The organism is Rheinheimera sp. (assembly GCF_030824435.1).
Lineage (GTDB): Bacteria > Pseudomonadota > Gammaproteobacteria > Enterobacterales > Alteromonadaceae > Pararheinheimera.
In genome coordinates, this window is sequence record NZ_JAVBXS010000026.1 from 25,393 (window position 1) to 47,771 (window position 22,379).

General features: G+C 49.2%; 18 protein-coding genes. 14 read left to right on the plus strand and 4 right to left on the minus strand.

The annotated features are described in order from the left end of the window. Positions 1-20 precede the first annotated feature (20 nt). Complete coding sequence (locus tag RCH83_RS06435) at positions 21-1,280, minus strand: hypothetical protein (protein ID WP_306520204.1); 1,260 nt, start codon at positions 1,278-1,280, stop codon at positions 21-23. 123 nt (positions 1,281-1,403) lie between these two features. On the opposite strand from RCH83_RS06435, the gene RCH83_RS06440 reads away from it, so the two are divergent. Together RCH83_RS06440 and tpx are read left to right on the plus strand one after the other, a co-directional pair. Then, positions 1,404-2,066 carry a methylamine utilization protein gene (locus RCH83_RS06440; protein WP_306520206.1) on the plus strand — a complete coding sequence of 221 codons (663 nt, stop codon included), beginning with the start codon at positions 1,404-1,406 and terminating at the stop codon, positions 2,064-2,066. 170 nt (positions 2,067-2,236) lie between these two features. After that, positions 2,237-2,734 carry a thiol peroxidase gene (gene tpx, locus RCH83_RS06445; RefSeq protein WP_306520207.1) on the plus strand — a complete coding sequence of 166 codons (498 nt, stop codon included), beginning with the start codon at positions 2,237-2,239 and terminating at the stop codon, positions 2,732-2,734. An 82-nt stretch (positions 2,735-2,816) separates the two neighbouring features. Here tpx and RCH83_RS06450 read toward each other — a convergent pair whose 3' ends face one another. Next, positions 2,817-7,067 carry a hypothetical protein gene (locus tag RCH83_RS06450; protein ID WP_306520209.1) on the minus strand — a complete coding sequence of 1,417 codons (4,251 nt, stop codon included), beginning with the start codon at positions 7,065-7,067 and terminating at the stop codon, positions 2,817-2,819. Between the two features lie 426 nt (positions 7,068-7,493). Between RCH83_RS06450 and RCH83_RS06455 the strand changes: the two genes are divergently transcribed. The 4 genes from RCH83_RS06455 (at position 7,494) to RCH83_RS06470 (ending at position 11,692) form a co-directional block, all read left to right on the plus strand. Then, positions 7,494-8,684, plus strand: a complete 1,191-nt coding sequence (locus tag RCH83_RS06455; protein WP_306520210.1) for a flavin reductase family protein — start codon at positions 7,494-7,496, stop codon at positions 8,682-8,684. After that, the gene (locus tag RCH83_RS06460; RefSeq protein ID WP_306520212.1) at positions 8,672-9,760 is read left to right on the plus strand and encodes an acyl-CoA desaturase; all 1,089 of its coding nucleotides are present in this window, start codon (positions 8,672-8,674) and stop codon (positions 9,758-9,760) included. Before RCH83_RS06455 ends, RCH83_RS06460 begins: the two co-directional genes overlap by 13 nt. 12 nt (positions 9,761-9,772) lie before the next feature. Next, positions 9,773-10,570, plus strand: a complete 798-nt coding sequence (locus tag RCH83_RS06465) for a thioesterase family protein (RefSeq protein ID WP_306520214.1) — start codon at positions 9,773-9,775, stop codon at positions 10,568-10,570. A gap of 213 nt (positions 10,571-10,783) precedes the next feature. Further along, a complete protein-coding gene (locus tag RCH83_RS06470) occupies positions 10,784-11,692 on the plus strand; it encodes an ABC transporter substrate-binding protein (RefSeq protein WP_306520216.1) in 909 nt (302 codons plus the stop codon). Here RCH83_RS06470 and mutH read toward each other — a convergent pair whose 3' ends face one another. Continuing rightward, complete coding sequence (mutH, locus tag RCH83_RS06475; RefSeq protein ID WP_306520218.1) at positions 11,693-12,361, minus strand: DNA mismatch repair endonuclease MutH; 669 nt, start codon at positions 12,359-12,361, stop codon at positions 11,693-11,695. Positions 12,362-12,743: 382 nt separating this feature from the next. Between mutH and rppH the strand changes: the two genes are divergently transcribed. From rppH to RCH83_RS06515, 8 genes are all read left to right on the plus strand, one after another. Beyond that, positions 12,744-13,244 carry an RNA pyrophosphohydrolase gene (rppH, locus tag RCH83_RS06480; RefSeq protein WP_306520220.1) on the plus strand — a complete coding sequence of 167 codons (501 nt, stop codon included), beginning with the start codon at positions 12,744-12,746 and terminating at the stop codon, positions 13,242-13,244. Positions 13,245-13,282: 38 nt separating this feature from the next. Next, on the plus strand, positions 13,283-15,547 hold the full coding sequence (gene ptsP, locus RCH83_RS06485; protein WP_306520221.1) for a phosphoenolpyruvate--protein phosphotransferase: 2,265 nt from the start codon (positions 13,283-13,285) through the stop codon (positions 15,545-15,547). A gap of 203 nt (positions 15,548-15,750) precedes the next feature. After that, positions 15,751-16,545: a sulfite exporter TauE/SafE family protein gene (locus RCH83_RS06490; protein ID WP_306520223.1), complete on the plus strand. Its 795-nt coding sequence runs from the start codon at positions 15,751-15,753 to the stop codon at positions 16,543-16,545. Between the two features lie 9 nt (positions 16,546-16,554). Next, positions 16,555-17,361: a prolipoprotein diacylglyceryl transferase gene (lgt, locus tag RCH83_RS06495; protein WP_306520225.1), complete on the plus strand. Its 807-nt coding sequence runs from the start codon at positions 16,555-16,557 to the stop codon at positions 17,359-17,361. Continuing rightward, the gene (locus tag RCH83_RS06500; protein WP_306520227.1) at positions 17,358-18,191 is read left to right on the plus strand and encodes a thymidylate synthase; all 834 of its coding nucleotides are present in this window, start codon (positions 17,358-17,360) and stop codon (positions 18,189-18,191) included. Before lgt ends, RCH83_RS06500 begins: the two co-directional genes overlap by 4 nt. 425 nt (positions 18,192-18,616) lie before the next feature. After that, positions 18,617-19,129 carry an RNA polymerase sigma factor gene (locus RCH83_RS06505; RefSeq protein ID WP_306520229.1) on the plus strand — a complete coding sequence of 171 codons (513 nt, stop codon included), beginning with the start codon at positions 18,617-18,619 and terminating at the stop codon, positions 19,127-19,129. Further along, positions 19,119-19,736 (plus strand): hypothetical protein, encoded by a 618-nt coding sequence (locus RCH83_RS06510; RefSeq protein WP_306520231.1) that lies wholly within the window; start codon positions 19,119-19,121, stop codon positions 19,734-19,736. The genes RCH83_RS06505 and RCH83_RS06510 overlap by 11 nt, the downstream gene beginning before the upstream one ends. Further along, on the plus strand, positions 19,733-20,704 hold the full coding sequence (locus tag RCH83_RS06515) for a hypothetical protein (protein WP_306520233.1): 972 nt from the start codon (positions 19,733-19,735) through the stop codon (positions 20,702-20,704). The genes RCH83_RS06510 and RCH83_RS06515 overlap by 4 nt, the downstream gene beginning before the upstream one ends. Positions 20,705-20,885: 181 nt before the next feature. On the opposite strand, the gene RCH83_RS06520 is transcribed toward RCH83_RS06515, so the two are convergent. After that, complete coding sequence (locus RCH83_RS06520) at positions 20,886-22,352, minus strand: OmpP1/FadL family transporter (RefSeq protein ID WP_306520235.1); 1,467 nt, start codon at positions 22,350-22,352, stop codon at positions 20,886-20,888. Between the last annotated feature and the right edge of the window lie 27 nt (positions 22,353-22,379).

Consider the following 22,379-nt stretch of genomic DNA (forward strand, 5'->3'; position numbering starts at 1 on the left):
ATGTGGCTGTACCTGAAAAGTCAGTCATAACGCCAGTTCAGTAACAATTGCAGCTGTGAAAAGGTTTGAGCAACAGGCCAGTCCTGCCACTGGGCTCTGCTGGCCTGACTGCTGTGCAGTTGGTTAAGCTCCAGCGAAACGGCAAAAGTGGAGCTGAGCGGATATTGCCAGGCAAGCGTCCAGCCATGGCCATTGCCATTGTTATCATCACCGGGGAACTGGTCTTTGTCCTGCTGGATAAAATGATCGTATCTCAGCGTCCACTGCATATTGTCCAGTTGCAGATTAAACAATAAAAACCAGCTTTGATAATCAACCACTACGGCTTTTGGGCCCATTTCGGTGCTGCCGCTCAGGTATTGCCCCACCAGACGCAGCTGGTCATGCAATTGATGTTGCAAAGCCAGACTTTGAAAACGGGTGTCCCAGGCATATTGACCATGGCGCAGCACCAGCGGATCGCCGTTATTATCATAATGATACAACCGCAGCTCAGTGTCCTGACGGTATAACCAGTGCACACCGGCGTAATAACCAAAACGATGATCAAGCTCTCTGGTCGGTTGCACCCAATCTGGCTGGGCTGCTAAATCGCCACTGCGGATGCTGGGATAATTGGAAAAACGCACCCTTTCGCCAATATTGCTTTGATAAGGGTGGATAGCAAAACCACGCCAGCTGAGGATAGAGCCAAGCGGATCGTTACCCTGAAAAACACCGGCCACAAACTGATAACTGTGCTCCGACTGAAAAAAACGACCCGGGCGGCTTAAGTTCAATTCAACACCGCGGGCGCGCAGCTCTTCGCCAAGCCAGCTGTTTATCGCGGAAAAACTACTGCTATAAGGTGAACTCCAGGCGGTGTCAGTATTTTCCAGCGACATGGCCGGATAAAACCAGCCTGCTCTGGTAGAAAAGCGGTAACCTGAAAACGGCAAAGGTCGATAACTCACCCAGGCTTCGGTGATGCCAAATTCGCTGGAAGGTTTGTTGTGCCACTGCGCGTTGACAGTGGCAAAAAGGTGATCTGTAGCCTCCAGCCCCAAAGCCAGCAGCTGAGGGCCAAACTGCAGACCATTGCCCGCTTCCGCCAGCTGGCCGGTGCCACCTTGCCACCAGGGGCGTAAACCCGGTATTTGTTCTTTAATTTTCACCAGGCTCACGTCACCTTTAGCTTTAATGCTGACACCAGGTGTGACTTCAGCCGCCATACAGTTTATTGGCAGCATCACTGCAAGCAACAGGCTCAATTGCCGGTAACAATGTGAAATAAAAGACATAAAAGACCGTAACATCAACCATTGGTGCTGCAATGATAGCAGCTGATGCAATGACACGGACAGTTACAATAAAGGGCGTTATACTGGTTTTCGGCCAAAATGGCTTTGTGGGGAGTGTGGTTGATGTTACAAAAATCTGTGGTGTTGTTCTGTGGCAGTGTCTTGTCTACTGTATTTTTTTCACTGGCTGCGGTGTTTGCAAGCCCATATGCAGAGGCTGCGCCAGTGCAGGTACTGGTGACAGATCAACAAGGCAAACCACTGGCCGATGCGGTGGTTGAATTGTATAACCCACAAAGCGCGGCCAAAACCAGTGGGGTTGCCGAAGTGGCGCAGCAGGATTTAACCTTCAGGCCTTTTGTGTCGGCTGTGCAGGTCGGTAGCAAGGTAGATTTTCCGAATCAGGATAAAACCCGTCACCACGTGTATTCGTTTTCACCGGCTAAAAGTTTTGAACTGAAGTTATATGCCGGCAAACCAGAAGAGCCTTTAGTCTTTGATAAAGCGGGGGTTGTTGCCCTTGGCTGTAATATTCATGACTATATGCAAGCTTATATTTATGTCGGGGAAAGTGCGTATCTGGCGGTGTCGGGTGAAGATGGCATCGCCCGTTTTAATGAGGTGCCTGATGCAGCTTATCAGCTGAAACTCTGGCACCCCTGGCAGGACGCTGAAGTAGCGGCAAAGCAGGTACAGGTGCCTTTTGCTGCGCTGAGCCTGCAGCTTGCTGTGACCCGGCAACAAAAACCCAGCAGGCCGAAAAAAGGTTTTGGTAATAATTATTAGTGTCATAGGGGTTGAAAAAGCCCTTTGCCGGCGTTATCTCGTTGCAACAACACAAGTTTTGTAATTGATCAATACGATAAACCAGCACTGCTTTTCAGAAATGAAGAGTACTGCAATCTTCATCACAGCCATTGAAGATATGGCAATCAAATAACTTTAGGAGCAAACAAATGGCAACAGTGACTTTAAAAGGCAACCCGTTTCAAACCGTCGGCAATTTACCGGCTGTCGGCAGCAAAGCGCCGGATTTTACTTTAACAGGCGCTGGTCTTGCTGACGTAAAGCTGGCCGATTTTGCCGGTAAACGGCTGGTGCTGAACATTTTTCCAAGTGTAGACACGCCAACCTGTGCAACTTCAGTCCGTACTTTTAATCAGGTATTAAGTAGCCTGCAAAATACTGTGGTTCTGAACGTTTCTGCCGATTTACCTTTTGCTCAGGCGCGTTTTTGTGGTGCTGAAGGTCTGGAAAATGTGCAAAACGGCAGCAGTTTCCGCAGCGGCTTTGGTTCTGATTATGGTGTTGCTTTTGCCAATGGCCCTTTAACGGCTTTGTTGTCGCGCGCTGTGGTGGTGATCAATGAACAAGGCACTGTGATTTACACCGAGCAGGTAGCAGAAACCGCAGATGAGCCAGGTTACGATGCGGCTGTCAAAGCCCTGAGCTGAGCTTAATGGCCAGGTAGCTGTTACACTGAAGACGTAAATCAAAGGCCGCTTAAGCGGCCTTTGTTATTGCCGGAAACTGTTGTTAGTCCTTTTGTTCCGGTTCTGGCTTGTTATTCTGTTGAGCTAAAGGGGCAGCCGGCCAAAAACCACCTTTACTCAGCTGTTGCCAGACCCAGGGTAACCAGCGTGTTAAAGCTGTTGCTAACCATAAAGACCATAACAACATGGCGAGCTGATAACACCAGAGTGGCAATGACAATACCCATGCTTGGGGAAGTTCAGGCTGACTAAAGTCCTGATACCAATACAGTTGTTGCTGATAAGAGCCATTACCAACCAGTTGCATATCAGGTGCAGACAACAGACCGTATGGGATAGCTGAAAATAATGCCAGCAGCGCCGACAACGTCAGCAGGATCAGACCAAGCTGGCTTAGTCTGGCATAACTACCCTGTAACGTATTGTGCAGCTGGCCTCTTTTACTGACGGCCAACAACCACAGGCTGACCAGCAACGGGATCCAGAAACTAACGGTACAGATCCCAGCAAATAACAGTAACCAATGCCGGCGTCTGAGCGGACTTTGGATAACAGCTGGCAAAATCAAAGCCAGCAACAACATCACAGCCAGCATGCCCCAGAATAACAAGGCTGGTCCTATTGAAGGACCACCCAAAGCCAGGATCCAGCGGTCCGGTGCCAATGCCAGTTGCAGATAAATATTGGCGGCAGCCAAAGGCAAGGTGAGTTCAGTGCTATGTAATAACAGACTCTGGCCATTGTTTTCTTTAAAGTTAAGTTGAAGTTGTTGCCGGCCTGGTTTGAGCTGCAATGTCAGTTGTTGCTGATTAACCGTCAGGGGCAAGGCAACACCATCCAGCGAGATAGCCTGCAACAGGGCATTTTGCGGCAAGGGCAGACTGAACTTTTGTGCCTGACTGGCATTCAGTTGCAAGGTCAGTTCCACATCACTGCTGCGGTTGCCTTGTTGTTGTTTTAACGCCACCTGATGAATGGTTAACATCTCACCTGCAACAGCTTCGGGTTGACTGATGTTCAGTGTCAGGGCTTCACCAGGCCAGGGTTGCCATAACGAAGGCAAAGGGCTGTGCACCTGTGCCACAGCAGCGAGTCCGGCACTTTGCACATGCCATTTGGGCGCTGCGGCCAGTTGCCATATTTCAGTGTATTGCTGCTGTAGCGGGGTGTTGAGTTTAAGTTTGGTGTTTTGTTTCAGGCTGGATTGCCAGCTTATGGTCTGCTGATTGGCATTCAGTTGTAATTGCAACACAGCGTTTAATACCGGCAAAGGGCTCAACGGTGTTTCTCCATCAAGCAAGGGTACCTGCAATTGCAGCGCCTGTTGCGACTGACCCACACGTCTGAGTGTTGAGGTCATCTGCCATTCCAGTCCAAGCGTCAGATGACGTTCCAGTACGGCAAAAGCCGGTAAATTTTGTTGGGCGGAAGTGCTGTGCTTTGTGTTGGCCGGCCCTTCTTTCTGCTTATCTGCCAGCCGTTCCAGCCGCAGTTGTTTTCTTGATTGTTGCAGCGCATCGGCATCCTGCAGATTGGTGCTATCCGGCACAATACGCCAGCCATTCAGGGTATCGGTCAGCTGATGCCAGGCGGTATCAAAGTTCAGCACCAGGCTTGGCTCAGTCGCCAGGATCCAAAGTTCCAGCTGATGGCGGCCCGCTGGCAACATCAGCCAGCTTTGTTGCTGTTGCTGTTGCTGGAAAATGGCGGCATTTTGCTGGTTGAGCTGAACCGCCAGCAGCTGCGCCGCCGGTACTGGCAAAGCCCAGGCACTTGGGGCCTGACTGTCGAGCTGCATTGTCAGTTTAATATTGTTATTGCTGTTACTCAGCGCCAGAGTGTTCAGACTGCTGCAGACAGGTAAACAAAGGGGCGGTTGCAGCAGTCGCTGTTCAAGTTCAGCCAGCAGCTGTTCATCCGGATAATGACCGGCTTGTGCCATTGGCGACTGCAACAGTGCATAACAGGGTAACAGCAAACCCAGCAGCATCATTTGTTGTCTGGTACGGATAAGAGTCCAGAATCCGCCGTTGTTAAATTTGGTTGCCCATAACGGCTGACAAAGTTGCCACAACAGCAGCAGCAACATCAGTACCGTCAGCAGATTCCCCAGCCGGTTTAACCAGGCCGGAACCAGATAAAGCCGGGTTTGTTCTTCTGCCAATAACGGACCTTGCCAGAATAACTGCACTTGTTGCCAATGCCATGCCGGTTCAGCCGGTCCGGTCTGAATACGGGCATTTGGATCTCTTTGTAACACTGCAGGTTGCAAGCTACCTGAATGTTCTGCCCCGGCAGAATGTGCCATTTTGAGCCGTACCTGCGACTTTTTGCTGACCTGCTTTGCCAGTTCATCACTGCTGCTGTCGCCTGTGGCAACTGGTGCTGCTTGTTGTGGTGCTTCCTGAACCGGTGCAGATGCCACAGCTACAGCCTCAGCATATGCAGGGGCTGGCGCAGCAGCGTGTTCTATGTCCGGGTGCAGTTGCAGATAAGACAATTCCAGTTGCGGGTAAATGGCCTGACGGATTTGGTTGACGGCAAAAGGCACCACAATGATCAGTAATATCAACACATTCAGATAAGCGGCTTTTTTCAGCCATAGCTCAGCTTTGCCTTTGGCAAGCGGCAATAATGCCAGTAACGCCAGCAGGCTGAGCCAGCTCCATTGTGGTGCATCAAAACGTTGATAACTCAAAAGCAAGGTGGCAAGGGCCAGTAATCCAAGCTGCCAGCCAAACAAACGGGCGCACGCCACGCTAAATAACAACACAAAAAAGATATCCCACAAAGTCCATTGCTCCAGCACAGAGCCGTCAATGCGGTCGGCGCCGGTAGCTGTGATTAATGACCAGCCAGGTGGCAGATTCAGCTGCCAGCTCACTTCACTAAAACTGCTTTGCCAGCCGCTGACCGGCAGCCTGTTGTTCAGTTCAGTGCGGCTTATTGTTTTGAGCTGCAGTGGATTTTGCCGCAGTTCAATACCGGCTTGTTGTTGTGGCAACTGAGTGATTAACTGAGCTTCACCATTTAATTCGGCCCGTCCCAGCTGATAAGCGCTTTGTACTTCCAGCCGCGCCTGACTATGCAGCTGACCGCTGATTTGATCAGCCACAGTGATGCCAGCATTATTAAAATCAAGCCAAAGTTGTTTTTCCAGCCGCAGTTGATCGACAGGGCTGCCACCGCCGCGTTGCAGTTCGGTCAGCTGCAAAGTACTGTCCGCAGCCATGGCGTATAGCGGATATTGTTGCCAGGCTGGCGGCACCCTGGTCTGGTTTGGATCCAGACTGGCAACACCAGTCACATCGACGGTACGAAGTGAAGGCTTTGCCACAAAAGCCCAGATCTCTTCGCCAGGCCAGGGCGCTGTGGTGACGGGCAGTTTTAATTGGGCCACACGCTGATGGCTGACAGCCTCCAGTTGCACCTGATACTGACCGGCACTGAGTTGCAAGGTTAATTGGCCTTTATCGTTCAGCAATACCGGTAAGTCACTCTGTAATGCTGAGGCGGAAAATCCCTGTAATAAAGCCGCATCCAGCGTGATTTCTCTTGCTTTACCACTGACATCAAGTTGCAGCAAAGTCGTTAAACTTGCCGGAATATCGTCACTGAATAAGCGGAATACTTTGATCTGCAGTTGATCTGTGCTGTTGTCAGCTGCCACTTGTTGTTGCTGCAGCCATAACTCAGTACCAAGACGTTTGGGATCGCTGATGTCTTTACCCGACAATTGCAGTTTTAGGATGCCACTTTGCTCCGGCACTCTGATACTCAGTGGTAATTCTTGCCAGTGAAATTCGCCCCGCAATTTCCAGCGCCCGGCACCCAGATAAACTTCAGGCACACCATTGTTGTCACGCACAGTGGCTACAGTGCCGTTTTGCCGGTCGGTATTGGTCTGATCTTCAACGACCTGAACATCAAGCGGCCAGTTTTTCACATCGCCTGGCAGGCTGACCCAACCTTCAGCAAACAGTACCAGCTGATAACTAAAGCTGCCGCCTTCTGCTCCGGCAATCAGGCTTAAAGTTTCACTCCACTGGCATTGTTGATGCTGCTCACCAAGCCAGGGGCAGGGGTGTTGCGGATGTTTTGCCAATACCCAGTCTTGCCAGACGGCAAGATCTGCCGGTATTGGCGTTGGCAATTGTTGTGCCTGTGCCGGTATCGACAGGGCAAGGAGCGGCAAAAACAACAAAAAATGTAATTGCTGGCGCAAAAACAAGGTGGTAGTGGCAAAAAGAGCACCGCCTTGTCTGTATAAGCGAGTGGCAAAGCTGAAAGTCATAATCCATTCCTGTACTTATCTGCCGCCAGCGCCATTGCTGCTGCGACAAGGCAAGTGTAACTCTGTTGTTGCAGGATGTAATAGATGGCCGCTGATTTTAATGGCTTTTTTGTGTTTCTGTTCAAACTTGATGGCTGATTGAGTGGCCGCAACAACGAAGCACTGATGCTGTTGTTGCGGCCGCTGTTAGCTCCGGCCGCATGATTTCCCACTGATATTTGCAGATGATATTTGCTGGTAAGTTTGCGTACAGTTGTAATCTTATTGTGCGTACAGCTGTACACTGATGCTTGCTGGTTTTTTCTGGGTTTTCCTGGTGATCTCTTATATTGCATGGTTTTCGTAAGTAATATTTTTATAAATTACGCTGGATGGAAAATAAAAAATAGAGTACAACTGTGCGCCGAAACTTTGAGGTGGGTTGTTATGGTGCAAATTCAGGGCAAAGCTGCGATCACAAAAAATCAGGCTTTTGTGCATTTTTTAACAAAGTGCTGGCGCTGGTGCTGCAAAATGGCGCTGGTGCAACCGCGGCTTTGTAGTTATTTCGAACCGCTGATCCGGCTGTTTAACCCCGGTTATCGTGCGGGTTTGATCAGCGCACAGCTGTTGTCTGTGAGCCAGCAGCAGGATTACCTGCACCTGCTATTAAAACCGGGCAAAAAGTTCCGTGCTTTTGTGCCTGGTCAACATCTGCAGCTGAGTGTCGAATTGGACGGCGCTTTGGTGCAGCGTACTTTTAGCATCAGCTCCCCGCTGCAACAGTTTCTGGCACAGGGTACTTTACAGCTGACATTAAAAATTCAGCCTCATGCTGGTTTAACCCGGCAGCTTGCCGCCAGAGCAGGTGAAAATCTGTTTTGTTATGTCAGCCAGGCGCAGGGAGATTTTGTACTCGACCAGCAGCGCAGTGCATTGATTGTTGTTGCAGGCAGCGGCATTACCCCGGTGCATGCGATGTTGTGTTCATTAAGCCGGCTAACCCAGCCTGTCCGGCTGATATATAGCTACCGTGGTGCAGACAATTTGTTATTTGCCAGCAGCTGGCCGGAACTTAAAGCGCGTTTCCCGTTATTACAGATAGAACTTTGGGATACCAGTTCCGGGCCGCGGTTCAGCGCCGCTGCGCTCGCCGCCGCCTTTGCAGCATTGCAACAACAAAAAGCTGCACAAGCCGCACTGCAGGCCGAACCATGCATTTTGTATGTCTGTGGTCCCCTGACTTTTAGCCAGCAGTGGCAACAGCAAGCTAAAACGCTCGGTATTTTGCAGGTCCGGCAGGAGTCTTTTGGCTGCCTGAATGCTGCTGATGGTGAGGCTGTGACCGTGACAGCCCGTCAGCATGGCCGCCTTGTGCAGTTACAAAGTCAGGGCAACTTATTGCAAAGCCTTGAGCAAGCTGGTTTATCACCCCGTTATGGTTGCCGTCGTGGTATCTGCATGCAGTGCTTGTGCATAAAAACTGCAGGGCAGGTGCGTAACGAATTGACCGGGCAAATTTCAGATACAGGGGCCGGATTAGTACAACTTTGTATCAGCACCGCTTTAACAAAGCTTGAATTACAACTTGATGCAGTCAGCACAACAGCACAGGACAACACCTCATGCACAACTTAACGTCACAGCAACTGGATACACTGGCCACCGAGCTTGACACTCTGGCGGCGCAAACCCGCGCTAAAGTAGGGGCTGAAGACGCCCGTTATCTGGAGCGGGTATTATTGGTGCAGCGGCTGGCGGTCTGGACTGGCCGTTTGTTGTTACTTGGCATTATCTGGTCGCCCTGGTTATGGCTGCTGGGGGTGTTATTGCTGGCGCTTGGCAAAATTCTCGACAATATGGAAATTGGCCACAATGTATTGCACGGCCAATATGACTGGATGCAACATCCCTATTTAAATTCGCGGCAGTTTGAGTGGGATATTGCCTGTGATGCCAAATCCTGGCAGCGCACCCACAATTTTGAACACCATACTTACACCAATATTATTGGTAAAGACCGCGATTTTGGTTATGGCCTGCTCAGGCTCAGCAACGACTTTCGCTGGCGGTTGCGTAATTTATGGCAGTTTGTCACTTACCTGCTGTTAAGCACTTTGTTTCAGTGGGGCGTTTCTTATCACGAGCTGGCGGCGCAGCGGGTGTTTTTTGGGAAAAAGAAAAATGACCGTCACAGCCAGGTGTCTGATCACGAGCTTAAAAAAGCGTTTTTTGGCAAAGGGTTACGCCAGCTATGCAAAGACTATTTGTTGTTTCCGCTATTGTGTTTTCCGCTGTTTTTTGAGGTGTTAGTGGGTAACTTGCTGGCGAATATCATTCGCAACTGGTGGACAGCCACAGTCATTTTTTGTGGTCATTTCACCAAAGATGTTTATGTGTTTGCGGCTAAAGACTGTGAAAATGAAAGCCGCGGCCATTGGTATTTACGCCAGATGTTGGGTTCATCCAACTTTACCGGACCACGCTGGTTCCATATTCTTACCGGGCATTTAAGTTGTCAGATTGAACATCATTTGTTTCCGGACTTGCCGGCCTGTCGTTACCCTGAGCTGGCACCTCAGGTGCGCGCTATTGCTGAGCGTTATCAGATCCCATATAACAGTGGCAGTTTTATTCGTCAGTACGCTACTGTATTACAACGTATTTTGCGTTATTCATTGCCTGCAGGGGCAGCACCACAACGGCAGATGTAAAAGGAAACTAAGATGGATTTTGACAACTGTTTGCAGCAGCTTCAGCACCAGAACGGGGATTCTCAGCAATTTCAGGTTCCGGCAGATTGGGGGCAGGGCCGGGCTTTGTTTGGCGGTATAGCTGCAGCGCTGGCGTTGCAATATCTGACCCTCTGGGTGAACGCCGGTATGAGGTTGCGTTCTGTCACTCTGTCTTTTGTTGCACCGCTTGAACCCGGCGAAGCACTGGCAACCAGACGCATTTTGCGACAGGGGAAATCTGTGTTACAGGGGCAGGTGGAGCTTTGGCAACATGGGCAGGTTGCACTGGTGTTGTTGGCAAGTTTTGGTATAGCGCGCAGTTCCGCAGTCACTTTAACACCAGCTGTTACCACTGCTATTGTGTCTGAGCCAGAAGGCTTGTGTTTACCGGCAAATGCAATGGTGCCTGAATTTACCAAACACTTTGATTACCGTATTGCGCAAGGGGGGTTACCTTTTAGCGGGGTGAAAAGTGTCGATTTTGGCGGTTTTATGCGTTTTTGCCAGCAACAGCAACAACCTTGTACTTTTATGCAATTGCTGGCTCTGGTAGATGCCTGGCCACCTGCAACTTTGCCCTGGCTCAGCAATCCGGCACCTGCCAGTACTTTATGCTGGACTCTGGAGTTGTTAACTGATCATCTGGAGGCTAAGGCGTCTGACTGGTGGCGTTATCTGGCGCATATCGACGCTGCCGCCGATGGTTATGGCCATATTCAGGCAAAAATCCATGATAAAAATGGCAACCTGGTGGCGCTCAGTCGCCAGACTGTCACTTTGTTTGGCTAAGGCACTGTGTCGGCGCCGCTTTATGCAGAAGTTTGCCAGCCACGGGAAGATAGGTATGGGTTGTGATGGCTGATGCATAAAGCGGTTAATAACAGGTTGTTTTCAGATAGAAACCGGACTTTGTGGCAATAAAAAAGAAAGCCGGTCACAGAACGCACGCTTTAGAAATTATGCACTAAGCTTGGTTTGGATAGACCAACAAAAGAGGCGCATATGAACAATCCTGCCCTTCCTTCGTCAGCAAAGTTGTTGTTTCATAACCTGTTTTACCTGATATTTCTGTTGGCGCTGAGTGGCTGTGAGCCGGCGGCAATAAAACCTGCAGCTGAAACCCCCGCCACAGCTGCTGCTCCGGCTGCGGCCACCGACAGCAACACTTCAGCTCAGGTACCGACTGCTGCCACTTCTGTACCTGCAGCTCCGGTCTGTGAGTTACGGCTGGGTTTTGAAACCTGGGAGCCTTATCAGTATCTGGGCATTGACCAAAAAGCCGGCGGGCTTGATATTGAGCTGGTGCAGGCCATCGCCAAACGGATGTCCTGTACTCTGGTGACACAACACAGCAACTGGCTGGAGCTGGTTGGTGCGCTAAAAGAGGGCAAAGTGGACTTGTTGATGGGGGCGTCCATGACACCATCCAGGCAGGAATTTGCACATTTTTCTGACCCTTACCGTAAAGAACAGTTTGTGCTTTTTGTACGGTCAGCCGATGCGGCCGGACTACCACAAAATACCATTGCAGATTTTATTGGCGCCGGTAAAAAGCTGGGTATCGTCAGCGAATATTATTACGGGCCTGAGCTGACTGAGCTTTATAGTAATGAAACATACAAAACTCAGTTTGTTGAAGCGTCCTTAAGTGAACTGAATATTGCCAGATTGGTCGACGAAGATATCGACGGTATGCTGGAAGATAAGTTTGTCGGGGTGTCGATGCTCAGGCGTAAAGGGCTGGACCGTGACATAGGTCAACACAGCATTACTCTTGGTAATACCGATGTGTATGTGATGTTCAGCAAAACAACGGTGAAACCAGAAACTGTCGCAGCTTTTAATAAAGCATTGGCGGAGATCCGTCAGAATGGCGAATACGACGCCGTGTTGGCCCGTTATCAGTATTAATTAACGCACGCCAAACTGGTGTTGCAATATGGCGGCAGTAAATGCCGCTTTTAGATAAAAACCGCGTGGCAGGGTCTGAATGGGTTCTCCATTCCGGCCCACTGCCTGAGTTAATGCCTTGCTGTTGGCAGCTTTAGGTCTGAGTTGCAACACCTTGCCGTGTGCGCCGCGAATTTGATGAATACCGCCCAGTACTATCAACTCCATCAGCTCTTCCCAGTCTTGTTGTAACAACAAAGCCTGTTCTGCATCAGGCTGCCATAAAAAAGCACTGCCAATCACTCTGTCGCACAGTGGTAAAGAACGCTCCGCCCAAATAGGTACCCAAAGCACATGGCTGAGCTTGCGGCATACCCAGGAGTTGTGCCATTGCTGCATGGCGACGTCTGTTAAGGGGGCAGTGCAGACATAGGTACTTTCCAAAGGTTTGCCTTTTGCATCAATAGGCAAGGATTTGAGCTCTATGCCAAGCTGCGGAAAATCCGGTTCAGCTTTGGATCCACTGCTGGCTCCGAGCGCTTGTTCCAGCATTTGTCCAATCAACCCTTTGTCTCTGAGTAAATTGGCTGGCAATTGTATTTGAAGTTCAGCGGCAAGTTCACCCAGTGTCAGACCAGCCAGTCGCTGGCTGCGGTTTAATAATTCAGCAATGGAAGCAGGGGCAGACATGGTCACTCGGCTCATTTTTCTAACTGTCGGCAAACTAACATTTTTTTGATGGTTTGGCTGGTTAATTTAGCAGCAATTCAACTTATGCACAGCTGTTTTGGGATGATGACAACTATATTTCATCTGTAAGTGCATGAAAAATAATGATTAGATATAGTTTCAATAGCCAGAATAAGCAGCAGGGAAAAAGTTATTCAGGGATAAGAACATGGATATGCACAGATTTATCGACAGGTGCTGTGTAGAAGTGCACAAAGTCTTGCTGTTCATTTGTTGAACTGTGGATAACTTTTGCAAAACTGTGGCGAAATACCGTTTGCTGTGACAGCTACTTTATGAAAGAATCTTTTCACAAGCTGTTGTAAATAAGCTAGAGGTTAGTGTGATCGATGCCGAAGGTTTTCGGGCCAATGTCGGCATAGTGATTTGTAATCACCAGGGACAGGTGTTTTGGGCTCGCAGATTTGGCCAACATTCCTGGCAGTACCCGCAGGGTGGCATTGATGATGGTGAAACGCCGGAACAAGCCATGTATCGTGAATTACATGAAGAAGTTGGATTATTACCGCAGGATGTGGAAATTGTCGCCACGACAAAACACTGGCTGCGGTATAAATTACCTAAACGACTGATTCGGCGTGATTCCAACCCTGTATGTATCGGACAGAAGCAAAAGTGGTTTTTATTGCGTCTGACCTGCCGGGATGAGGATGTCAATTTGCTAAAAACTTCGCATCCGGAGTTTGATGACTGGCGTTGGGTCAGTTATTGGTATCCGGTGCGTCAGGTCGTTGCTTTTAAACGGGAAGTTTACCGTAAAGTAATGAAAGAGTTTGCCCCGGTCGCTTTGCCGTTTATTCGTCGTGAAGTCAAAAAAAAGTAGCATAACGGCATCCACCGTTATGTGAAGAAGGGGATGTTATGCTCGGCCAGTTAAGGCGTATTGTTCAGGATGTTGCGCAGGAACCTTCACTGGCCAATGCCTTGGCCGGTTTGGTCAGTAACGTCAAAAATGCGCTGCATACCGAATGTTGTTCGGTATATCTGGCTGATTATCAACAACAACATTTTATGTTGATGGCAACAGACGGACTGAACCCTGATGCCATTGGTAAAGTGTCTATTGGTTTTTCTGAAGGTCTGATTGGTTGGGTGGGGCAACGTGAAGAACCTATCAATCTGGCCCAGGCGCATTTACATCCCCGTTTTAAAGTCACTCCAGAAGTCAGTGAAGACTGTTTTTCCGCTTTTTTAGGTTGCCCTATTATTCATCACCGCAAGGTGCTGGGCGTGCTGACCATTCAGCAATCGGCCTCCCGCGTGTTCAGCGAAGATGAAGAATCCTTTTTAGTCACCCTTGGTGTGCAGCTGGCTTCAGTACTGGTGAACGCTGAAATGCGGCAGCTTACCAGTCAAAGCCCGAGTCAGCATGTACATGTGGGTCAGTTACAAGGTTTAATCGGCGCGCCTGGTATTGCTATTGGTGAAGGTTTTGTATTGCAACCTGCCAGTGATTTTGATGCCATTTCTTTGCAAAAAACGGATGACCCCGAGCGTGAACTGTCGCGTTTTTACCGCGCAGTAAAAGTCACCAAAGCTGAATTTAACCGGCTGGCAGAACGTATGTCCGGCCATTTGCCGCCGGACGCTCTGGCCATTTTTGATGTGTACCATCAACTGCTGGATGCAGCGAGCTTAGGCCATGAAATTGAAGCGCAAATTGCCGAAGGTTGGTGCGCCAAAAGTGCATTAAAACGGGTGGTAGAAAAATTTGCCCGCCAGTTTGACGATATGGACGACGCTTATTTACGTGAGCGCGGTACCGACATTCGTGATTTAGGTCAGCGCGTGCTGAATCATTTACTCGACACTGAGCAGCGCCATTATAAGTTGCCCGAACATGTGGTGCTGGTGGCCGAAAATGTCACTGCTTCTATGCTGGCGGAAATTCCGCGGGTGCAGCTGGTGGCCATAGTTTCGCTGAAAGGTTCTGTGAATTCCCATGCTGCTATTATGGCGCGGGCTTTGGGTATTCCGGCGGTGATGGGCGTGGACGAGCTGCCATTGATGCAGTGGCAGGGGCAGCGGCTGATTGTCGATGGTTATCAGGGCAATATTCTGGTGTCGCCGGCCGATGCCATTTGTCATGAATATCAGCAGCTGATGAATAAAGACGCTGAGCTCAATGCCCGCTATCAGGCCGAGCTGCATTTACCGGCACAAAGCGCCTGTGGCACCCGTTTTAAACTGATGGTGAACTCGGGTCTTGCGATAGAGCTTGAAACCACTCAGTCCGATTTTACCGACGGTGTTGGCCTGTACCGCACTGAATTTCCTTTTATTATGCGTAGCCGTTTCCCGACAGAGCAGGAGCAGATTGAGCTATATCGCAAGGTGATGCAAAGTTACCCGGACAAACCTGTGGTGATGCGTACCCTGGATGTGGGGGGTGATAAACCGCTGCCGTATTTCCCCATTTCGGAAGAAAACCCCTTTTTAGGCTGGCGCGGGATCCGGTTAACCCTTGATCATCCGGAAATTTTCCTGGTGCAAATCCGCGCCATGCTCAAAGCCAATATTGGCAGTGGCAATTTGCATATTCTGCTGCCGATGATTTCAGATTTAGCGGAAGTGGATGAGTCGTTACGGCTTATTCGTCAGGCTTGGTTTGAAGTGGATGACGAGTTTAACAAAGAAGGTATAGTGCCCAAACCCAAGGTGGGGGTGATGATTGAAGTGCCCTCTATTATGTATCAGCTGCCGGAACTGGCGAACAAAGTCGATTTTTGTTCTGTTGGCACCAACGATTTAACCCAATATCTGCTGGCGGTTGATCGTAATAACCCGCGGGTCGGTAATTTATATGACGCATTGCACCCGGCGGTATTGAGGGCGCTGCATCAGCTTGGTCAGCAATGTCAGGGGTTACAGTTCCCGGCGAGTATCTGTGGTGAACTGGCCGGCGAGCCTATTGGTATTTTGATCCTGATTGCGATGGGTTTTAAACGCTTTAGTATGAACCATCGCAATCTGGCGAAAATTAAATGGTTATTACGCCGTATTGATATTTCCGAATTAAAACTGCTGTTGCCGGAAATTTTGGCTTGTCAGTCTCCTAAACAAGTACGGTTACAAGTACAACGCTTTTTGGATCAGAAAAAGTTACTGAACCAACTGCGTGCTTGAAGCTGCTGCACTACAGCGCGGAAAATCAGCCGGAACACATAAAATATGCGGACACTGAAGTTTGTTGATTTGCCTGGCGCCAGCTGAATTGACTGGCTCGCCTGGGGTCTGCTCTGTACAATAGCGCACCGCAAAAATACAGAATATCTGTTGCAGTTCTACTGCCCGGATAGGATCTGGCCTTAGCCGCTTTAGGTAGTACTGTGCTGACTTTTATTTTGATTTGTATGGCGCTTGGCGCACTGGCTGGTTTATTGGCTGGTTTATTAGGCATTGGCGGCGGTTTGGTGATAGTGCCGCTGTTGACCTTGTTGTTGCCACTTTATGGCATAGTGCCGGCCGAACATGTGATGCTGGTTGCAGTTGCCACTTCGCTCGCCACTATAGTGATCACTTGTTCTTCTTCAACCCGGGCTCATCATCGTCTGCATAATATCCCGTGGCGTTTGACACCTGCAGTATTGTCTGGTGCTGCCGTGGGTGCTTTTACCGTTGGTTCTTTTGCCCATCTGGTAAATGGTCAGTTTTTGCAATGGTCTTTTGCCTGTGCTGTGGCTTTAATCGGGCTTCGGATGATATTCAGCCAAATGGCCAGTGGATTAAGGCCTTTACCGACAAAGCCTGTGCTTGCGCTTATTTCCGCTTTGCTTGCCAGTATCGCCAGTTTGCTTGGCATAGGCGGCGGTGCTTTGTTTGTGCCAACGCTTAACTTTTTTTCGGTGGATATGCGCCGTGCTATTGGGCTTGCTGCGGTAGCGGGGCTGGTGATTGCCATCTTTGCTGTGATAGGGTACGTCAGCTCCGGCTTAGCTTATTACGCTTTGGCCGATGGTTTTGTTGGTTTTGTCTATCTGCCTGCTGTTGCCGCTGTAGTGTCAACCTCGATGCTGGCGGCGCCGCTTGGCGCTAAACTGACACAAAAACTGCCGGTACTTCGGATAAAAAGGATATTTGGCCTGTTCCTGCTGTTGGTCAGTGCCAAGATGATGTTTAGTTAAGGGTTTTTTATGTCTTCGAGTTATATCGTTTTTCCACAGATCGACCCCGTGATTTTTAGCCTTGGACCGCTCAGCGTGCGCTGGTACGGCCTGATGTATCTGATTGCCTTTTTGCTTGCCAATTTGTTAGCCAATAAAGCGGCCGATAAACCAGGTTCTGGCTGGACACGCGAGCAGGTCAGCGATTTGATGTTTTATGGTTTCCTGGGGGTGGTGCTGGGCGGCAGGCTGGGTTATGTGCTGTTTTATCAGTTTCCGTTGTTTTTACAAGACCCGCTGTATTTATTCCGCATCTGGGAAGGCGGCATGTCATTCCACGGTGGTGTAATAGGTGTATTGGCTGCCATGGCGTTTTTTGCCTGGAAAACCGGCAAAAACTACCTGAAACTGGGTGATTTTGTGGTGATTTTATTGCCTTTGGGTTTAGGTGCCGGTCGTATTGGTAACTTTATTAATGCTGAACTCTGGGGCCGCACCACTGACGTGCCCTGGGCTGTGTTATTCCCAAATGCCGGTTTATTGCCACGTCACCCGTCACAACTTTATGAGTTTGTGCTGGAAGGTTTAGTGTTGTTTGTACTGCTGCTTTGGTATCGCAGCAAACAGCCACCAGCCGGTAATGTCGGTGGTTTGTTCCTACTGGGTTATGGTTGTTTCCGCTTTATTGTGGAGTTTTTCCGTGAACCTGACGCGCACCTTGGTGTGTTGTCGCTGGGTATGTCGATGGGGCAGTGGTTGTGCCTGCCGATGATTTTTGCCGGTATTGCATTGATTATCTGGGGTTACCGTCGCCGTAGCATGGGAGAAACCATATGAAACAATATCTGGATTTAATGCGTCATGTGCTGGATACAGGTCATCAAAAAACCGACCGCACCGGCACCGGTACTCTCAGTGTGTTTGGTTATCAGATGCGCTTTGACTTAAGTCAGGGTTTTCCGCTGATCACGACCAAAAAGTGCCATTTACGTTCCATTATCCATGAGCTGTTGTGGTTTTTAAAAGGTGAAACCAATATTGGTTACCTCAAAGACAACGGCGTGTCGATTTGGGATGAATGGGCAACAGCAGAAGGTGAACTCGGGCCGGTTTATGGCGCCCAGTGGCGCAGCTGGCAAGGGCCCAATGGCGAAGTGATTGACCAGATAAGTCAGCTTATCAGCGACATTCAACGCACTCCGGACTCACGCCGCCTGATTGTCAGTGCCTGGAATCCTGCGGTGTTGCCCGACACCCGCTTGTCGCCAAAAGACAATGCTGCCGCTGGTAAACAAGCTTTGCCACCTTGCCATACCTTGTTCCAGTTTTATGTGAATGACGGCAAATTGTCTTGTCAGTTATATCAGCGCAGCGCCGATATTTTATTGGGTGTGCCTTTTAATATTGCCAGTTATGCACTGCTGACGATGATGGTGGCGCAGGTCTGTGATTTAACACCTGGTGATTTTATTCATACCTTTGGGGATGCACATTTGTATTCCAATCATCTGGAGCAGGTGAAGCTGCAGTTAAGCCGTGAGCCTTATCCACTGCCTTTGATGAAAATAAACCCGGCTATTAAAGATATTTTTAGCTTCAGCATTGAAGATTTTGAACTGCAAAATTATCAGGCGCATCCACATATAAAAGCGCCGGTGGCTGTGTAAGGTGCAGTCAGGGCAACAACAGCCTCATTATGCCGTTGTCATCGCTCTGTCACAGGCCTTTGTCATGATCAACCGGCTGCTGGACAGGGAGTCCATCAGCACATTCCTGCGTGTGTTGTTCAAACCGGCTCCATAGTGAGCCGGTTTTTTCTATCTGTTGCCATAGTGGCAGCAGCATCTGCTGTCAGAGCCCACTTCTTGTCTTTTATTGTTATTGGCTCTTTTTCCCTCCTGTGTATATGCAGCTCAGTTTTTAAGTTTGTTGATGACCGGTATAACCTCAACTCTAGATAAGTTAAGATTATCTTATTGTTTTTGTTATCAATTTAATTATTTTGTATTTTATTTATTTTTCTTTTAAACCCCGGCAGCAGTCGGAGCGACTAATCTTGCATAGAAACAAAAAATCCGGAATTTAACCAAGAATGCATGAGCAGCTCGACAGCTGGATACAACAGGCCAAAAATGGCGATCAGCAGGCTTTTTTTAAGTTGTATCAGCAATTTAAAGGCAAGGTCTATGCAATTTGCCTGCGGTTGCTCGCCGACAGGGCTCAGGCAGAAGATGGCTGTCAGGAAGCCTTTGTGCGGATTTGGCAACAGTTGCCTGGTTTTCGTGGCGACAGTAGTTTCAGCACCTGGTTACATACCATTGCCAGCAGAACCGCAGTGGATTTATGGCGGAAAAACAAAATATTACGTTTAAGTACTGACGAAGAAGTACCGGAGCAGCCTATTGAATTGTTGCCGCAAAACAGCGAACTGGAAGATGCAATTTTACGTTTACCCCACCAGGCCAGAGCCGTTTTTGTGCTTTTTGCGCTGGAAGGTTATCAACATCAGGAAATTGCCCAAATGCTGGATATCGCCGAAGGCAGCAGTAAAGCGCAGTATCACAGAGCGCGTCAGTTACTCAGAGGTTGGTTAGATGAAAACTGAACAACAATTGCAGGCGCAGATTGATGCCCTTGCCAAAGACATTGAACCAGAACGCGATTTATGGCCAGAGCTGGCGGCGCGTCTGGCAACTACACCACAGCTAGCGCCGGCAAACGAAGTTGTGCCGGACGCAGCAGAGTTTCAGAACGCGCCTGAACGCTCGTTATTTTGGTGGACGGGTGGTATGGCCGCTGCGGTGCTGGTTTCTGTGTTGTTATGGCCACAGGGTGCGGATGTACCAAAGCTTGCACAACAAGCGCCTGCTGCTTCTGCAGAACCTTTGCCTTCGCAATTTACCGGCGACGACAACACCACAAGTCGTCAGTCGCAAGCCGGCAGCCAGGTGCAGTGGCAACTGACCAGTGATTTTGAAATACAAAGGGCAGCTTTGCTGGCGCAGGTGCAGCAAGTGCCTGATTTTTATCAGGATTGGCAGCAGCAGCTGGCTATCTGGCAACAAGCCAGATCTCAGGTGCTACTGGCATTAAGTTACCAGCCGGACGAACCGGTTTTATTACGACAGCTGTCTCAGCTGCAACAACAACAAATGCAATATTTACAAAAATTAGTCAGTGTAGAACTGACCTATTCCGGAGTGACATCATGAAAAAATTTATCCCTCATACCCTGACGCTGGCTTTAGTTTCTGGCCTCTTGTTACCACAACTGGCTTTTGCCGCAGGTGCGCCTGTGAATGAAGCAAAAAACGTCAGTGCCAATGAAAAAATCTATATTGAAAACATGCGTGGTCATGTGGAAATTAAAGCGGTTAAAAGTCCGGCTTTTAGCGTAAAAGGCACTTTGGACGAAAAAGCCGAAGGTTTTGATTTTACCTCCAAAGACGGTATTACCCGTTTTGTTGTAAAAATGCCGCGCACCAATTTTGGCTGGGGTGACCATAGCGACAAAGAAGGTTCACAGCTGGTGATAGAAGTGCCGGAGGGCAGTGCGCTGGAATTTAGTGGTGTCAACAGCAGCGTCAGTGTCACAGGGGTGGCAGGCAGCAGCAAAATTCATACAGTCAATGGCACTATCACCGCTAAACAGCTGAGTAATGACGTAGAGCTGGAAACGGTCAACGGTGAAATTGACAGTATTGGCAACAGTGGCCGCGTCCGGTTAAATACCGTCAATGGTTCAATAGATGATGAAGGCTCCAGCGGCCGTGTTAACGTCGAGTCGGTAAATGGTGAAATCAACCTACAAAGCAGTGCCAAAGAAATTGAAGTGTCAGTAGTAAACGGCGAAGCCGAGCTGATGCTGAGCGGCACAGAAAGGTTAGACTACAGTTCTGTGAACGGTGAAATCCGCGCAGCAGTGACCAACAGCAAAGCGCCGAGAATTAACGCCAGCAGCGTCAGTGGTTCTTCTATTCTGAAATTAGACGCTGATGTCAGTGCCCGTTTTAAACTGGTGGCGAGCGCCGGTGGTGACATTAACAACAAAATCACAGAGCAAAAAGCCGACAAAGCCAAATATGGCCCACGCCGTAGCCTGGAATTCAGCACTGGCAGTGGGGACGGCAGTATTGATATGAGCACTGTTAGTGGTGAACTCAGAGTTGAGAAAAACTAACAGGACTCACAGCTTCCTGAAGGAACACCAGCACCAGCTGATAAAAAAACCGACGATAACGTCGGTTTTTTGTTTTAGATACAGGAATGTACAGCAAATCCGCTATGCCGCTATTGCAAGAGTAAATAGCGGCGTTGGTAGTGAGTGAGCGTCAGAGCTGTAATTGTCAGAGCTGTGAGTGTCAGAACAAGTAGTTCAGCTGAGCACCCAGTACCTGGGCATGGTTTTTATAATCAACCTGTACACCGGATTTATACAACTGCACGTCATTGGCGTTAAATTCGTGTTCGTTGATGCTGAGTTGACCCATCCACATATAACCATAAGCCAGGTCCAGGCTCCAGTTGTGCGCAAGCTGCCAGTTGGCGCCAATGGTCAGCCAGGTGCGGTCTGCTGTAGGAACACGGGCCGTTTTATGGCTGCTGCTGATTGGGTTTTCATCATAAGCCAGGCCGGTTTTCAGCTTTAAATTGGGTTGATACTGGTAGCTTAAACCCAAAGCGCCCGACAAAGTGTCGTGCCAGTATTCCGGGATATAACCAATGTAACCGGGTTTCGCCAGATTGGTTGGCTGCTGCGTTGATAAAGACAACGAAGGTTTAGCGTCAATACTGGTAATTTCAATATGTTCAAAAGCACTCCAGCCGGTCCAGCTCAGGCTTGCCTGCCATGCCCATTGTGGCGCAAATTGATGATCAAGACTCAGGCTCAGGTTGGCAGGGGTGGTCAGTGGTACCTGACTGCGCTCCACCAGTTGCGTGCTTGCTGCCAGTTTGCCGGTTTTTTTGTCAATGGCCGGAAGTTGTGGTGCCACCACTATATAGTTGGGTGAACCCGCAACATTAGCGCCTGTGATAGGCGTATTGGTAATCACCGAGTCCCCGGTTAACCGAAAACGCAGCTCTGAGTGGTACACCAGTGCAATGGCCAGATTGTCGGTTAATTTGCCATGTAAACCCAGGCTGTAACCCGGCGCTATATCATCACCACTGACTTCATAATGGCTGTCGCAATAAGCGCTGTTATACACATCAGCCTGATACAGAGCGTTAATGCGGTTGCCGGTTTCACATAAGCCGTTGTGATCTTTGTATTTGGATAAAGTGCCTTCAATATGGTTCACACTCAGGCCCACACCTAAAGACCAGTTGTGATTGAGCTGATAGGCCATTGAACCTTGCAGCGCAATAACCTGAATGGCGGTTTCATCGGCAAAATAACGGCCAACCCAGTCATTGTCGTAGTCGCTTGATAAGCCAAAAGGCACATAAAAACCGACGCCATAACTGAGCTTGTCATCGAGTTTGTCGGCATAAAATGCAAAAGGCACAGCTTCTAATAAACTATTTTCACCTTCGCTACGACCAACCACAGATAAACCACCGGCACTTTGTGCTTTGGCGTTTTTGTAATCCGTTTTGGCGGAGATCAGATTTAAACCAGTGGATAAAGAGGCTTTGGACAATTGGCTTAAAGCAGCAGGGTTAGAATACACCAGGCTGGCGTCGGTGATTTCTGCACCACGGCCTGCATAAGCGTTGCCCATAGCGCTGACCGATTGTTCATAAAGTTTGTAGCCTTCGGCATGAGCCTGACTGGCGCCAAATACCGCAATAATCGCCACAGCTAAAGACGATGGTTTAAACATAAAAGCCCCTTGGTTGACATAAAGAGT

Coding starts and splice junctions, on each gene's coding strand:
- RCH83_RS06435 (WP_306520204.1), bottom strand. CDS start 1,280: ATGTCTTTTATTTCACATTGTTACCGGCAATTGAGCCTGTTGCTTGCA.
- RCH83_RS06440 (WP_306520206.1), top strand. CDS start 1,404: ATGTTACAAAAATCTGTGGTGTTGTTCTGTGGCAGTGTCTTGTCTACT.
- tpx (WP_306520207.1), top strand. CDS start 2,237: ATGGCAACAGTGACTTTAAAAGGCAACCCGTTTCAAACCGTCGGCAAT.
- RCH83_RS06450 (WP_306520209.1), bottom strand. CDS start 7,067: ATGACTTTCAGCTTTGCCACTCGCTTATACAGACAAGGCGGTGCTCTT.
- RCH83_RS06455 (WP_306520210.1), top strand. CDS start 7,494: ATGGTGCAAATTCAGGGCAAAGCTGCGATCACAAAAAATCAGGCTTTT.
- RCH83_RS06460 (WP_306520212.1), top strand. CDS start 8,672: ATGCACAACTTAACGTCACAGCAACTGGATACACTGGCCACCGAGCTT.
- RCH83_RS06465 (WP_306520214.1), top strand. CDS start 9,773: ATGGATTTTGACAACTGTTTGCAGCAGCTTCAGCACCAGAACGGGGAT.
- RCH83_RS06470 (WP_306520216.1), top strand. CDS start 10,784: ATGAACAATCCTGCCCTTCCTTCGTCAGCAAAGTTGTTGTTTCATAAC.
- mutH (WP_306520218.1), bottom strand. CDS start 12,361: ATGTCTGCCCCTGCTTCCATTGCTGAATTATTAAACCGCAGCCAGCGA.
- ptsP (WP_306520221.1), top strand. CDS start 13,283: ATGCTCGGCCAGTTAAGGCGTATTGTTCAGGATGTTGCGCAGGAACCT.
- lgt (WP_306520225.1), top strand. CDS start 16,555: ATGTCTTCGAGTTATATCGTTTTTCCACAGATCGACCCCGTGATTTTT.
- RCH83_RS06500 (WP_306520227.1), top strand. CDS start 17,358: ATGAAACAATATCTGGATTTAATGCGTCATGTGCTGGATACAGGTCAT.
- RCH83_RS06505 (WP_306520229.1), top strand. CDS start 18,617: ATGCATGAGCAGCTCGACAGCTGGATACAACAGGCCAAAAATGGCGAT.
- RCH83_RS06510 (WP_306520231.1), top strand. CDS start 19,119: ATGAAAACTGAACAACAATTGCAGGCGCAGATTGATGCCCTTGCCAAA.
- RCH83_RS06515 (WP_306520233.1), top strand. CDS start 19,733: ATGAAAAAATTTATCCCTCATACCCTGACGCTGGCTTTAGTTTCTGGC.
- RCH83_RS06520 (WP_306520235.1), bottom strand. CDS start 22,352: ATGTTTAAACCATCGTCTTTAGCTGTGGCGATTATTGCGGTATTTGGC.